Origin of the sequence: Streptomyces inhibens (assembly GCF_003389455.1) — a bacterium.
Lineage (GTDB): Bacteria > Actinomycetota > Actinomycetes > Streptomycetales > Streptomycetaceae > Streptomyces > Streptomyces inhibens.
This window is the reverse complement of record NZ_QUAC01000002.1, coordinates 1-12953: the sequence shown is the minus strand read 5'-3', so window position 1 is coordinate 12953 and position 12953 is coordinate 1. Positions and strand designations below refer to the sequence as shown.

Annotated in this window: 13 protein-coding genes; 7 read left to right on the top strand and 6 right to left on the bottom strand. The window is 69.9% G+C overall.

Going from position 1 to position 12953, the window contains the following annotated elements; all coding sequences use genetic code 11:
- Positions 1–3 precede the first annotated feature (3 nt).
- Entirely contained in the window at positions 4–906 is a 903-nt protein-coding gene (gene galU / locus DY245_RS00115) for a UTP--glucose-1-phosphate uridylyltransferase GalU (RefSeq protein ID WP_128502288.1), read from the bottom strand.
- A gap of 111 nt (positions 907–1017) precedes the next feature.
- Here galU and DY245_RS00110 point away from each other — a divergent pair, with 111 nt between their 5' ends.
- Positions 1018–1626 (top strand): 5-formyltetrahydrofolate cyclo-ligase, encoded by a 609-nt coding sequence (locus DY245_RS00110; RefSeq protein WP_425329325.1) that lies wholly within the window; start codon positions 1018–1020, stop codon positions 1624–1626.
- A gap of 95 nt (positions 1627–1721) precedes the next feature.
- Here DY245_RS00110 and DY245_RS00105 read toward each other — a convergent pair whose 3' ends face one another.
- Positions 1722–4445: a penicillin acylase family protein gene (locus tag DY245_RS00105; RefSeq protein WP_128502287.1), complete on the bottom strand. Its 2724-nt coding sequence runs from the start codon at positions 4443–4445 to the stop codon at positions 1722–1724.
- A gap of 195 nt (positions 4446–4640) precedes the next feature.
- On the opposite strand from DY245_RS00105, the gene DY245_RS00100 reads away from it, so the two are divergent.
- From DY245_RS00100 to mscL, 5 genes are all read left to right on the top strand, one after another.
- A complete protein-coding gene (locus tag DY245_RS00100) occupies positions 4641–6167 on the top strand; it encodes a potassium/proton antiporter (protein ID WP_128502286.1) in 1527 nt (508 codons plus the stop codon).
- 308 nt (positions 6168–6475) lie between these two features.
- On the top strand, positions 6476–7777 hold the full coding sequence (locus DY245_RS00095; RefSeq protein ID WP_244942732.1) for an MFS transporter: 1302 nt from the start codon (positions 6476–6478) through the stop codon (positions 7775–7777).
- A 112-nt stretch (positions 7778–7889) separates the two neighbouring features.
- Positions 7890–8210, top strand: coding sequence for an FmdB family zinc ribbon protein (locus DY245_RS00090; protein WP_128502285.1), 321 nt, complete (start codon positions 7890–7892; stop codon positions 8208–8210).
- Positions 8211–8369: 159 nt separating this feature from the next.
- A complete protein-coding gene (locus DY245_RS00085; RefSeq protein WP_128502284.1) occupies positions 8370–9203 on the top strand; it encodes an S-methyl-5'-thioadenosine phosphorylase in 834 nt (277 codons plus the stop codon).
- Between the two features lie 728 nt (positions 9204–9931).
- A complete protein-coding gene (gene mscL / locus DY245_RS00080; protein ID WP_128502283.1) occupies positions 9932–10435 on the top strand; it encodes a large conductance mechanosensitive channel protein MscL in 504 nt (167 codons plus the stop codon).
- Positions 10436–10475: 40 nt separating this feature from the next.
- Here mscL and DY245_RS00075 read toward each other — a convergent pair whose 3' ends face one another.
- The gene (locus DY245_RS00075) at positions 10476–10736 is read right to left on the bottom strand and encodes a hypothetical protein (RefSeq protein WP_128502282.1); all 261 of its coding nucleotides are present in this window, start codon (positions 10734–10736) and stop codon (positions 10476–10478) included.
- A gap of 301 nt (positions 10737–11037) precedes the next feature.
- Here DY245_RS00075 and DY245_RS00070 point away from each other — a divergent pair, with 301 nt between their 5' ends.
- Positions 11038–11547: a DUF1877 family protein gene (locus DY245_RS00070; RefSeq protein ID WP_128502281.1), complete on the top strand. Its 510-nt coding sequence runs from the start codon at positions 11038–11040 to the stop codon at positions 11545–11547.
- Between the two features lie 49 nt (positions 11548–11596).
- On the opposite strand, the gene DY245_RS00065 is transcribed toward DY245_RS00070, so the two are convergent.
- The 3 genes from DY245_RS00065 to DY245_RS00060 form a co-directional block, all read right to left on the bottom strand.
- Complete coding sequence (locus DY245_RS00065; RefSeq protein ID WP_128502280.1) at positions 11597–12073, bottom strand: GNAT family N-acetyltransferase; 477 nt, start codon at positions 12071–12073, stop codon at positions 11597–11599.
- 334 nt (positions 12074–12407) lie between these two features.
- Positions 12408–12560, bottom strand: coding sequence for a hypothetical protein (locus DY245_RS44025; protein ID WP_181923444.1), 153 nt, complete (start codon positions 12558–12560; stop codon positions 12408–12410).
- A 39-nt stretch (positions 12561–12599) separates the two neighbouring features.
- Positions 12600–12953 (bottom strand): hypothetical protein (locus DY245_RS00060; protein WP_128502279.1); only part of this gene is annotated, 354 nt, incomplete at its 5' end.

The following is a 12953-nucleotide window of genomic DNA, read 5'->3' as shown; positions in this document are numbered from 1 at the left end:
GTCCTACATCTCCTCGGTGACGTAACTGCGAAGCCAGGTCCGGAAGTCGGGGCCCAGGTCTTCACGTTCGCATGCCAGTCGGACAATGGCACGCAGATAGTCGCCGCGGTCACCGGTGTCATAGCGGCGGCCCTTGAAGATCACGCCGTGCACCGGGCCGCCCAGGGCGGGGTCGGCGGCCAGCGCCTGGAGGGCGTCGGTGAGCTGGATCTCGCCGCCGCGGCCCGGGTCGGTCTTGCGCAGCACCTCGAAGACGGCCGGGTCGAGGACGTAGCGGCCGATGATGGCGAGGTTGCTGGGGGCCTCGGCCGGGTCGGGCTTCTCGACCAGGTCGGAGACGATCACGAGGTCGTCGTCGCCGGTGGGGGTGGCGGCCGCGCAGCCGTAGAGGTGGATCTGCGCCGGGTCGACCTCCATGAGGGCGATGACGGAGCCGCCGTGCTGCTCCTGCACCTCGACCATGCGCTGCAGCAGCGGGTCGCGGGGGTCGATCAGGTCGTCGCCGAGGAGGACCGCGAAGGGCTGGTCGCCGACGTGCGGGGCGGCGCACAGCACCGCGTGGCCCAGGCCCTTGGGGTCGCCCTGCCGTACGTAGTGCATGGTCGCCAGGTCGCTGGACTCCTGGACCTTGGCGAGCCGGGACTCGTCGCCCTTGCGGTGCAGGGCCTCTTCGAGCTCGTAGTTACGGTCGAAGTGGTCCTCAAGGGGGCGCTTGTTGCGGCCGGTCACCATCAGGACGTCGGAGAGCCCGGCGGCGGCCGCCTCCTCCACCACGTACTGGATGGCGGGCTTGTCGACGACCGGGAGCATCTCCTTGGGTGTGGCCTTTGTGGCGGGGAGAAACCTGGTGCCGAGGCCGGCTGCTGGGATGACAGCCTTGCTGATCCGTGTGTGCGATGGGGTCATGCGCGACACCATAACCGGCCCTATCGGAACGATGATGAGGGTCCGGTGAATAGAGCATGAGAGCGGGAGCAAGGGCACACAGTGAGCATTGGTCACGATAGAAAGCGCAGGTTGCGACGGGATCTCCTGGAGGTAAGGAGAGCGTTGCCGCCGGATGTCATCGCGGCGGCGGGCGAGGAGCTGGCCCGACGGACCCTGGAGCTGGACGAGTTGGCACCGGGCGCCGCCCCGTCGCCCGCCACCCCGCCGACCGTCGCCGCGTATGTCTCCATAGGCGGCGAGCCCTCCACCCGCGCCCTGCTCGACCGGCTGCGGGCGGCCGGGGTGCGGGTGCTGCTGCCCGTACTGCTGCCGGACAACGATCTGGACTGGGCGCGCTACGAGGGCGCCGGGCGGCTCGTACGGGCGGGCCGGGGGCTGCTGGAGCCGGACGGCGAGCGGCTGGGCCCCGAGGCCGTCACCCGGGCGGATGTGGTGCTGCTGCCGGGGCTCGCGGTGGACCGGCGGGGGCTGCGGCTGGGGCGCGGGGGCGGCTCGTACGACCGGGTGCTGGCGCGGCTGGAGCGGGCCGGGGCGCGGGCGTCGCTGGTGGTGCTGCTCTACGACGCGGAGGTGCTGGACGAGGTGCCGGCCGAGCCGCACGACCGGCATGTACATGCCGCGGTGACGCCCTCGGGGGTGCACCGCTTCGCGGCGCCGCAGGGGCGTACGGGCGTCTGACCTGCGGCGCAGAAACGCCGTCGGGCGGACCGGAACCCTCCGGCCCGCCCGACGGCGCGGCACTCACTGTGTGACGGCGGGACGGCCGCCCGCCCCTACGGCGACAGCGTCAGCGTGTCCTTGCCCGCCTTCTTGACGGCCTCTTCGCTGAATGCCCAGGGCAGCAGTTCGCCCTTGGCCCACTTGTCGGTCTGGTCGTAGTAGTGCGCGTCGTAGGCGTGGCCGGAGGCGCCGGTGAGGTTGATCCAGCGGGACTTGTCGAGCTCGGCGAGGTTGACGACCATCCGCATCGACGGGACCCAGGTGACCTTGTAGCCGCCCGCGGCGTTCCAGCCGGTGGCGTCGACCGCGGCCTCACCGCCGCCGACGTTCCAGGGGCCGCGGTTGAACAGGCCCTGGAGGATGCCGGGGCCGTCGGTGCCCAGGGTCTGGTTCTTCAGGAACATCTGGTGCAGCCGGCCCCAGCTCCAGTTGTCGATGTTCTTGCCGAGCTTGGAGGTCAGCTCGTAGCGCGCGTCCTTCATGGCGTGCGCGAGGAGCTGGTCGCGGTTCTTGTCGCCGGGGCGGCCGGGCCGGTCCTCGGTCTTCCACCAGGCGTTGTCGGGCTCGTCGATGATGGTGCGGACGACCTCGTACCAGCGGTCACCGCCGTCGGGCTGGGCGGTGTCGCCGGCCCGCTCGCCGCATTCGCGGACCAGCTTGTCGAGGTCGTCGGCGGGGCCGGTCTCACTGGACGGGCGGACGTTGAGGCACTGTCCCTCGACGCGCAGCTCCTTGGGCATCTTGTTGCCGAAGGCGAGCTTGAGGGTGTTGCGCCAGACGGCGTTGAAGTAGGCGGCCGCGGCGGAGTCGGGCTCCTGGGTGAAGTCCCAGCCCTCCAGCAGCTGTTGGGCGTCGCGGACGTACTTGTCCTTGATGTCGATCTTCGTCAGGTAGGGCGTCAGCAGCCGGGCGATCTCGCTGCTGTTGTCCTTCTGGAAGGCCTGCATATCGTCCGTGGAGACCTTGCTGCCGTCCTTGATCTTCGACTCGATGAGGTCGTTGATCCGCTGGCTGCGGGAGCCGTAGCCCCAGTCCTTGGTGAGGAGGTAGGGGTACTTCTCGTCGACGACGGCCTGGTTGGCGGTGACGATGTAGCCGCGCTTGGGGTTGTACTCGTACGGCAGGGCCTTTTGCGGGATGTAGCCGTTCCACCGGTACTTCGGGTCCCAGCCGGGCGCCGGGTAGGTGCCGTCGAAGTGGCCGTCGCCCTTGCCGCGGACCGGGATCCGGCCGGGAGCCTGGTAGCCGATGTTGCCCTTGGTGTCGGCGTAGATCAGGTTCTGGGACGGGACCTCGAAATGGCCGGCGGCCTTGCGGAATGCGTTCCAGTCCTTCGCGCGGTCGAGTTCGAGGACGGCGTCCATGGACTTGCCGGGGTCCAGCGCGGTCCAGCGCAGCGAGACGGCGTAGCCGTCGCCGCGGTCCGGTGCGGCGTTGCCGACCGGGGCGTCCTTGCCGACGTTGCCGAGCTCGTCGTCGCGGTCGGAGACGATCGGCCCGTTGTTGGTGGACCGGACGGTGATCTCGTGGCTCTCACCGCCGGCGACCTTGATGGTCTCCTTGCGCGTGAGGAACGGCCGCTGCTTGTTGTCGAAGAGGTACCCGTCGGCGTTGATCTTCTCCAGGTACAGATCGGTGACATCCGCACCCAGGTTGGTCATGCCCCAGGAGATGTCCTGGTTGTGGCCGATGACGACGCCGGGCATGCCGGAGAAGGTGAAGCCGGAGACGTCGTAGTTGCACTTGGGGCCGGTGGCGCGGCAGTGCAGGCCCATCTGGTACCAGAGCGAGGGCATCTGCGGTGCCAGGTGCGGGTCGTTGGCGAGCAGCGGCTTGCGGGTGGTGGTGTGCGCACCGGAGACGACCCAGGAGTTGGAGCCGATGCCGTTGCCGTTGGGGCCGAGCAGCGCCGGGATCTCGTCAAGGGACTTGGAGAGCGAGGACAGCTGCGACTGCAGGCCGGCGGCCGCGGTTCCGGGGCCGGCGGGGGCGGCGTTGGCCGAGCCCTTGGGCGTGAACTCCTTGGTGGCGGGGGCGACCGCGCCACCGTCGACGATCGGTTTGTTCCGCTTGTACGGGTATGCCGGGTAGAGCTGGGCGATCTGCGCCGGCGTGAAGCGGCTGGCCATCAGGGAGCGGTCGATCTCTTCCTGCATATTGCCGCGCAGGTCCCAGGCCATCGCCTTGAGCCAGGCCACCGAGTCGACCGGCGTCCACTTCTCGGGCTGGTAGTCGTTCTCGAAGTCCAGCGCCGCGTACTCCAGGGACAGCGCCGAGCCCTTGTGGTCCTTGAGGTAGGCGTTGACGCCCGCGGAGTAGGCCTGCAGGTACTTCTTGGTGCTGGGCGACAGCTTGGTGTCGTACTCCTTCTGCGCCACCTCGTGCCAGCCGAGGGTGCGCAGGAACGAGTCGGTCTTGACCTGGCTCTTGCCGAACATCTCCGAGAGCCGGCCGGCGGTCATGTGCCGCCGGACGTCCATCTCCCAGAAACGGTCCTGGGCCTGGACGTATCCCTGGGCGCGGAAGAGGTCTTCGTCGGTGTCCGCGTAGATCTGCGGAATGCCGTTGGCATCGCGGGTGACGTCCACCGGGTTGGTCAGGCCCGGGAGTTTGAGCGAGCCGGTGGTCTGCGGGAACGACGCGCGTACGGTACTGACACCCCAGAACGCGCCGAAGCCGATGCCCGCCACGAGCAGCAGCACGACCGTGATCGCGACGAGGCGGCCGCGCCGCCCCTTCTTCTTCCTGGGGACTGGGCCGGACTTGTTGGCGGGCATCTCTGTCCTTCGAGGGGCAGGGTGGGAGTGCTGGAGCAACCATAGGCGCACGGGTTCGGCGACCCCTACGCGGAGTCACTGCCAGCACATCCAACTTTCAAGCAATGGTAAATTGTTAGTCTCAGTAACTAGATACGGTAAGGAAAGCCGACCCCGAGCCCACCCGACCGGACCCGTGCGAGGAAGGACCAGCTCCTGACTGTCGACCACCTCAACGAACTCCTGCTGATCTGCTCGCTCGTACTGCTCATTGCGGTCGCCGCGGTACGGCTCTCCTCGCGCAGCGGGCTCCCCAGCCTGCTCATTTACCTGGGGATAGGCGTTGCCATAGGACAGGACGGGCCTGGCGGCGTCATCTTCGACAACGCCGAGCTGACCCAACTCCTGGGCTATGCCGCGCTGGTCGTGATCCTCGCCGAGGGCGGTCTGGGCACCAAATGGAAGGAGATCAAACCGGCGCTGCCCCGGGCGGCGGCGCTTTCGACGGTCGGCGTCGCGGTGAGCGTGGGGGTCACCGCGGCCGGAGCGCACTATCTGGCCGGACTTGACTGGCGCCAGGCGCTGCTGATCGGCGCCGTGGTCTCCTCGACGGATGCCGCGGCCGTCTTCTCGGTCCTGCGCAGCGTGCCGCTGCCGGCCCGCCTGACGGGCGTACTGGAAGCCGAATCCGGCTTCAACGACGCCCCGGTGGTCATCCTCGTCGTCGCCTTCTCCACCTCGGGTCCGGTCGATCACTGGTACACCCTGCTCGGCGAGATCACCCTGGAGCTGGCGATCGGCGCCGCCATCGGACTGGCCATCGGCTGGCTCGGCGCGTACGGCATGCGGCATGTGGCGCTGCCCGCCTCCGGCCTCTATCCGATCGCCGTCATGGCCATCGCGGTCTCCGCCTACGCGGCCGGCGCACTGGCGCACGGCTCCGGCTTCCTCGCCGTCTATCTGGCCGCGGTGATCCTCGGCAACGCCAAACTGCCGCACTCACCGGCCACCCGCGGCTTCGCCGAAGGCCTCGGCTGGATCGGCCAGATCGGCATGTTCGTCCTGCTGGGCCTGCTGGTGACCCCGCACAACCTGATCGACGACATCGTCCCGGCGCTGGTCATCGGCATGATCCTGACGATCGTGGCCCGGCCGACGTCCGTGTTCGTCGCGCTGGCGCCCTTCCGGGTGCCCTGGCGGGAGAAGACCCTGCTGTCGTGGGCCGGCCTGCGCGGCGCGGTCCCGATTGTGCTGGCCACCATCCCGATGGTGGGCGACGTCCCCGGCAGCGAACGGGTCTTCAACATCGTCTTCGTCCTGGTCGTCGTCTACACCCTCGTCCAGGGGCCGACACTGCCCTGGCTCGCCCGGCGGCTGCGGCTGGGCGACGGCGAGGAGGCCGCCGACCTGGGCATCGAGTCCGCGCCCCTGGAGCGGCTGCGCGGCCATCTGCTGTCCACGTCCATCGGGCCGGGGTCCCGTATGCACGGCGTCGAGGTCGGCGAGCTGCGGATGCCGGCGGGCGCCGCGGTCACCCTCGTCGTACGGGACGGCTCCAGCTTCGTGCCCTCGCCCACCACGGTGCTGCGGCGCGGCGACGAGCTGCTGGTGGTCGCCACCGACCCGGTGCGCGATGCCGCCGAGCGGCGGCTGCAGGCGGTCTCCCAGGGCGGCAAGCTGGCCGGCTGGCTGGGGACGGACGGCTCACGGGGCCATCGCACCCAGCGCCACCGCCCCCGCTGATCCCCGTCCCGGGGCCGTGAATGTGCTGTAGATCTCCACGGATCCCAAGGAAAACTCCGTGAAGCCCTGGTTAATCCCAGGGCTTCACGTGCTCCGGCCTGTAGTATGAAGAGGCAACAATACGAACCACCTCTGCCTGAAGCAGAGCTGGCGCGACCGCTCGGCGGCCGCGGTCCCCCTGCCACACGCAGCCACCTCTCGGTGCGGACCATGCGGTATCACTCGGTCCTGCGCGAGAGGACAGCTCTCGGCGCGTACCCGTGACGACCTTGCGGCGGCGCGCTACCAGGCGGCAGAAAGGCCCGGCCGTGGCATCCGCGGTCAAGGACTCCCGTCCCGGTTACGGACAACTGCTCCGCACCCCTGGTGCATGGACATTCCTGCTGCCCGGCTTTCTGGCCCGGCAGCCCTTCGCGATGCTGACGATCGGCATCGTGCTGCTCGTCCAATCCACCACCGGCTCGTACGGCACCGCAGGCGCGGTCTCGGCCACGACCGGTGTCTCGATGGCCCTGTTCGCCCCGCAGAGCGGCAAGCTCGCCGACCGTTTCGGCCAGCGCGCGGTGCTGCTCCCCGGCGTACTGGTGCATGCCGCCGGCGTCTCGGCACTGATCGCCCTCGCCCTTGCGCACGCCCCCCTGTGGGCGCTGCTCGCCGTGGCCGTTCCCACGGGTGCCTCGACTCCGCAGGTCGGCCCGATGGTGCGGGCCCGCTGGGCCTCCCGGCTCGGCGGCAGCCCGCTGATGCCGACGGCCGCCGCCTTCGAATCGGTGACCGACGAGTTCACCTTCGTGGTCGGCCCGGTGCTGGCGACCGCGCTGTGCACCGGCATCCACCCGGCGGCCGGTCTGGTCGCCGAGGCCGTGCTGACACTGGCCGGCGGGCTGCTGTTCGCCGCGCAGCGCCGCAGCCAGCCGCCCGTGCACCGGGCGCAGGCCGGTGACCTGCCGCGCGTCTCGGCGCTGTCGGTGCCCGGCGTACGCGTCCTGATCGTGGCGTTCCTCGGCATCGGCGCCGTCTTCGGCGGAATGCAGGTCTCGCTGACGGCGTTCACCCAGCACATCGGGCAGCCCGGCATCAATGGCGTGCTCTACGGGATCTTCGCGGGCGGCAACATGCTCGCCGGTATCGTCTGCGGCGCCCTCGCCTGGAAGGTCGGCCCGCGACGCCGGCTGCTGGTCGCCTACGGGCTGCTGGCGCTGGCCACCACCCCGCTGTGGGCGGTCACCGCGGTGCCGCTGCTCGGCGCCGTCGGCCTGATCGTCGGCCTGTGCATCGCCCCGGCCCTGATCACCGGCTACACGCTGGTCGAGTCGCTGGTGCCGGCCGCCGCCCGTACGGAGGCCTTCACCTGGCTGACCGGCGCGGTCGCGCTCGGCCAGGCCGCCGCGGCCACCTCCGCCGGCCAGCTGACCGACCGCTTCGGGCCGAGCTCCGGATTCCTGGTGCCGCTGGCCGGTACGGCGCTGGCCCTGGTGGTGCTGCTGGCGCTCCGCGCCCACCTGCAGCCGCGTCCGTCGACCGTGCTCGTCGGCGGCGCCGAGAACGGCCGGACCGCCGAGGCCTCCGCGGTCGCCGACGGCCGGGAGCGGGAGCTGGCGAGCGCGTGAGCGGACGTGGAGTCGGTCACCGTACGCCGTTCACGGTGGACTGACGGGCGGGAATACTGCAATATGGAGCGTCGTTAGCACTCATCGAGTGAGAGTGCCAGGAGGAAGTCAAGTGCCGACCTACCAGTACCAGTGCACCGAGTGTGGCGAGGGCCTCGAGGCGGTGCAGAAGTTCACCGATGACGCGCTGACGGAGTGCCCCAGCTGCAACGGACGCCTCAAGAAGGTGTTCTCCGCGGTAGGCATCGTCTTCAAGGGCTCCGGCTTCTACCGCAACGACAGCCGCGGCTCGTCGTCCAGCAGCAGCCCCGCGAAGAGCTCCTCGTCGAGCTCCGCGTCCTCCTCGGACTCGTCGAGCAGCTCCGACGCCAAGCCGTCCACTCCGGCCGCCGCGTCGTCCAGCAGCACCTCGGGCACCAGCTCCGCGGCCTGACCTGCAGCCTTTCGGATCCCGCCGTCATCGGACGGCGGGATCCGCTGCATTCCGCCGTATTGCCGGTGCGCTCCGCCGCATTACCGGTGTCTTACCGCTGCCGTCCGGCGCCGCCCACCGGGCATCGCCCGGCCGCCGTACCCCGATAGTGTGACCGGCATGGCTGACGCGGAAATTGGCGTGATAGGCGGGTCGGGGTTCTACTCCTTCCTCGACGACGTGACCGAGATCACGGTGGACACCCCCTATGGGAGCCCCAGCGACTCGGTGTTCCTGGGCGAGATCGCCGGCCGCCAGGTCGCGTTCCTGCCCCGGCACGGGCGCGACCACCGCCTCCCGCCGCACCGCATCAACTACCGCGCCAACCTGTGGGCGCTGCGCTCGCTCGGCGTACGCCAGGTCCTCGGCCCGTGCGCGGTCGGCGGGCTGCGCCCCGAATACGGCCCCGGCACGCTCCTGGTCCCCGACCAGCTCGTGGATCGCACCAAGGCCCGCACCCAGACCTACTTCGACGGCCACCCGCTGCCCGGCGGGGACATCCCCAACGTCGTCCACCTCAGCTTCGCCGACCCGTACTGCCCCACCGGACGCCAGGCCGCCGTCACGGCCGCCCGCGGCCGCGACTGGGAGCCGGTCGACGGCGGCACCCTCGTCGTCATCGAAGGCCCCCGCTTCTCGACCCGCGCCGAGTCGCGCTGGCACGCCGCACAGGGCTGGTCGGTGGTCGGCATGACCGGCCACCCCGAAGCCGTCCTGGCCCGCGAACTGAGCCTGTGCTACACCTCGTTGACCCTGGTCACCGACCTGGACGCGGGCGCCGAGGCCGGCGACGGCGTCTCCCACGAGGAAGTCCTGCAGGTCTTCGCCCAGAACGTCGGCCGGCTGCGCGAGGTCCTCTTCGACGCCGTCGCCGCCCTCCCCGACAGCGCCGACCGCGACTGCCTGTGCGCCGACGCCCACGCCGGCTGGGACCTGGGCATCGAGCTGCCATAACGCCGTAACGGCCGGCTCGGCCTCCCCCTCCCGGGTGGCCGAGTTGTCCACAGTCACGCGGTCGTACACAGCCCGGAGCGAGCGGGCGCGAAGTGCGGCACGGTGGTGATCGCCGGTTCGCCCGAACCCCTGACCCAGGCGGTGATCACGTGCCCCACACCCCTCCTTCCCTCACGTACTCCCCTCCCTCACCCTCCTCTCCCTTCCCGGATCCCGATCTCCACTCCCCGCCGCTCCCCGCTCCCCCACCGTGTGAGGTAGCGCACTTCGCTCCGGTACGGGCCGGCGGCGGCCGATGCCGCTGGGGACGGACCACGCGACAGCGGATGCTGGCCGCCGGCCTGGCGATGACCGCCGCAGCACTGGCCGGTGGCGCGTCGTACGGTGCCGTACGAACCGCTCCGGCCCCCGGCTGCCCGTCGGCGACGGCCTGGGGAGGGCGGTAGCGATGCCCCAAGATCAAGTGGCGTCTCTTCCCGCGTCACGCGAGACTGCTGCGAGTGGCGTGGCAGCTGCCGCGCGCCAATGGGGGCGCGCCCACCGCACCGATACCGCGGTATCCGTCCACGGAGCCCGCAGGACCCATCCTCTCCGCCAGATCCGCACTGACGCCCTGGCCGATCGCTGGTTCGTGTTGCGCGACTGGACACCTCTGCCCCGCCCTGCCGTAAGTTGCGGTGCTGATTGTTGGTGCACCGTCCGTAGTGAACGTGGAAAGAGGCTGTCAGGTGAGCGAGAGCAAGGGCGTCCTGCAGGGATTCAAGGAATTCCTGATGCGCGGCAACGTCATCGAACTCGCGGTCGCGGTGGTCGTCGGTGCCGCGTTCACGAACATCGTGAACGCCGTGGTCAAGGGCGTGATCAACCCGATCATCGGTGCCCTGGGCTCGCAGAACCTCGACAACTACAAGGCCTGTCTCACCGATTGCCATACGGACAGGAAGACGGGCCAGTTCACCGACGGCATCTACATTCTCTGGGGCTCGGTGCTCAGCGCCGCGCTGACGTTCCTGATCACCGCCGCGGTCGTCTACTTCCTCATGATCCTTCCGATGAACAAGTGGAAGGAACGCCAGGCGGCGAAGCAGCCGGTCGACAACTCCCCGGCGGACCCGACCGAGGTCGAGCTGCTCATCGAGATCCGCGACGCACTGATCGCCCAGCGCACCGTCGCGCCCTCCGTGCCCACGTCCACCTCGGGCACCATCGGCGCGCAGAAGACTCAGGAGTAGCAGGCGCCACAGGCCGGCACATGCCGCCCCCTCGCCTCGCTCAGAGGTGGTGGGGCGGCTTTTCGTCGAGGAAGCGGGCGAGGTCGGCGGCGCTGTCACCGGTGGCCGAGGACTCGCCCCAGCCGCGGTCGGTGTCGTCCGACGACTGCTGGCTCAGCGGGTCGTCGAAGATCAGGCGCGCGGCGGGCTTGGGCGCCGGGCGCGCGGCGGACGCGGGCGCGGGGGCCGCGGCCTGGTCGCCATCGGCTCCGGAGGTGGCCTGGGGCCCGGGGGCCGACTCGGGTTCGGGGGTGGTGCTCACCCCTCCAGGGTACGGGCGGACCACACACGACCATCGTCCCCGGCAGCCCCGCGGCACCCCATCGGCCGTACGGCCCCTCGGTACGGCCCCGACACGACACTCGGCACAGCCCGCCGACACAGCCCTCGGCACAACCCTGTGCACAGCGACCGGCCCGTTGTCAGTGCTCGGCCGATTGTCAGTCCCCGGCCGATTGCCGGCGCCCGGCACATTGCCAGCACTCGGCCGATTGTCAGCGTCCCGCGCTACCTTCCCCGCATCCGGCCCGACCCACGGGCCGCTCGATCGGGGAGCCGCCGCCATGAGCTATCACCTGCACTTTCGTGCCGTACCGGAAGCCGAGATCCGGGACGACTACACCTGGCTGGAGGAGTTCATGTGCGATGCCTGGGACGACCTTCCCGCCGAGTGCGCCGCAGGCATCGCCGACTCCATCGATAAGGACTTCAGCCTCGTCGACAATCTCTACGCCGCGGCCGCCACCCTCGGCGAGACGAAGAACGGATCCGGCGAGAGCGGAACCTGGGAACTGCCCATCTTCGGAGGCCGCCCCGTCTACCACCCCGACCACTCCCAGCCGCCCCTCTTGATCCTCACCCCGGAAGAGACAAGGACAGCGGCGGACTTCCTCATAGCCGCACCGTTCGACACCCTCTGGGAAGCCGCCGGCGCCAAGATCCGCGCACCGTTCTTCAACTGGGACGAGGCCGAGGTCAAAGCAATCTTCGTCAGCCACCACACAAGCCTGCGCGCCTTCTACCAACAGACCGCCTCGGCGGGCCATGCCGTGATCAAGATGGCCCGGTACTAGGGGTTGTCCGACGGATCAGGGTCGGATTCCCGGGTACGGTCCGAGGCTCTCAGGTGGCGGAGAGGGCCAGTTCGCCGACGACCTGATCGCCGCTCAGTTCTCCGGTGGGGACGAATCCGAGGCGGAGGTAGAACTTCTCGGGGCCGTGCTTGCCCGGGACCCAGCTCACTGTCGCGCGGGGCTGCCCGCGCCGTCGGACCTCGTCGCACACGGACTGCACGGCGAACCGGCCGTATCCCCGGCCCTGTTGGTCGGCGGCGATGTTCAGTCGCCAGATTCCCGAGCGGAACCTGTCGTCCGGGTTGTCAGGATCGAACTGCACCAGGAAGAAGCCCATGACAAAGCCCACGAGTTGCTCGCCATCGAAGATCAATCGCGGCCAGGCGATATCGGGTTGCGCATACGCCTCGGCCAGCGACCGGGCAACCGGAGCCACCAGCCCCTCCTGGTCGGGCCGCACCTTCAGCCGGCAGGCGGCCTCGACATTGTCCGGGGTGACCTTCTCCAGGCGCAGCGCTGACGTCATACCGGAAATCTAGTGGGCACACGATGAGCGCTCGACGGAATAAATGGCCCGCCTGCCGCGTATCGGCGCGAGGGGCCATGGCGTGTGATGCGGGCTCAGTGCGTGAGGTGAAGTGGTCGGCGTCGCTGATCGCCGTACCGAAGCACCGAAGTACCGACGTACCGACGTACCGACGTACCGACGTACCGACGTGCCGATGTGCCGATGTGCCGGCGTACATGATCCGGGGCCGGCGTTCATGGGCTCTCGACAGAGCTCGTGCGCTGTGGGCCTTGGTGCCCGTGCTCTGTGGCCTTCGTGCTCGTCTTGTGTTCGCTGCTCGTTCTGGCTCGGCTCAGCTGCCCTTGTCGTGGGTGGGTATGGGGTGCGGGCGGCCGCTCTGGGGGCGGGTCGGCGGGCTCTGGGAGCCGTTGCCGCGCTTGAGGAGGCGGTTCCGGTCTGTGCCGGGCAGGGCGTGGCGGGGGTGCGCGGATATGCGGCGGGGCATGGGATTTCGGCCTTTCTGGTGGGAGGGGGCGGTTGGCGGTTAGCGGTCGTTTTTGTCGAGGGACCACAGGGTCAGGACCACGAGGAAGGAGAGGAGCAGGAATCCGGCGCACCACCAGGCCGTATCGGTGTCGCCGCGCATCCAGGCGTTGACGGCGATCGACAGCGCCCACAGCTGGCCGATGACGACGGTCATCGCCAGCATCAGGCGGCCGGAGAGCTTCGCCGATCGCTCCGGTTCCTGCTCGGTGCCGGCGCCGGGTCCGGGGCCGGTGCTGTGTACCCGCGGGTCGGCGTAGCCGCTGGTCGACCGGATCTGGGGATAGCGCTCGCGCAGGGGCCGGTTGAGCCGGGGGTCCGCGCTGCCAGGGCGGTAAGGCGGGGGTGGCGGAGG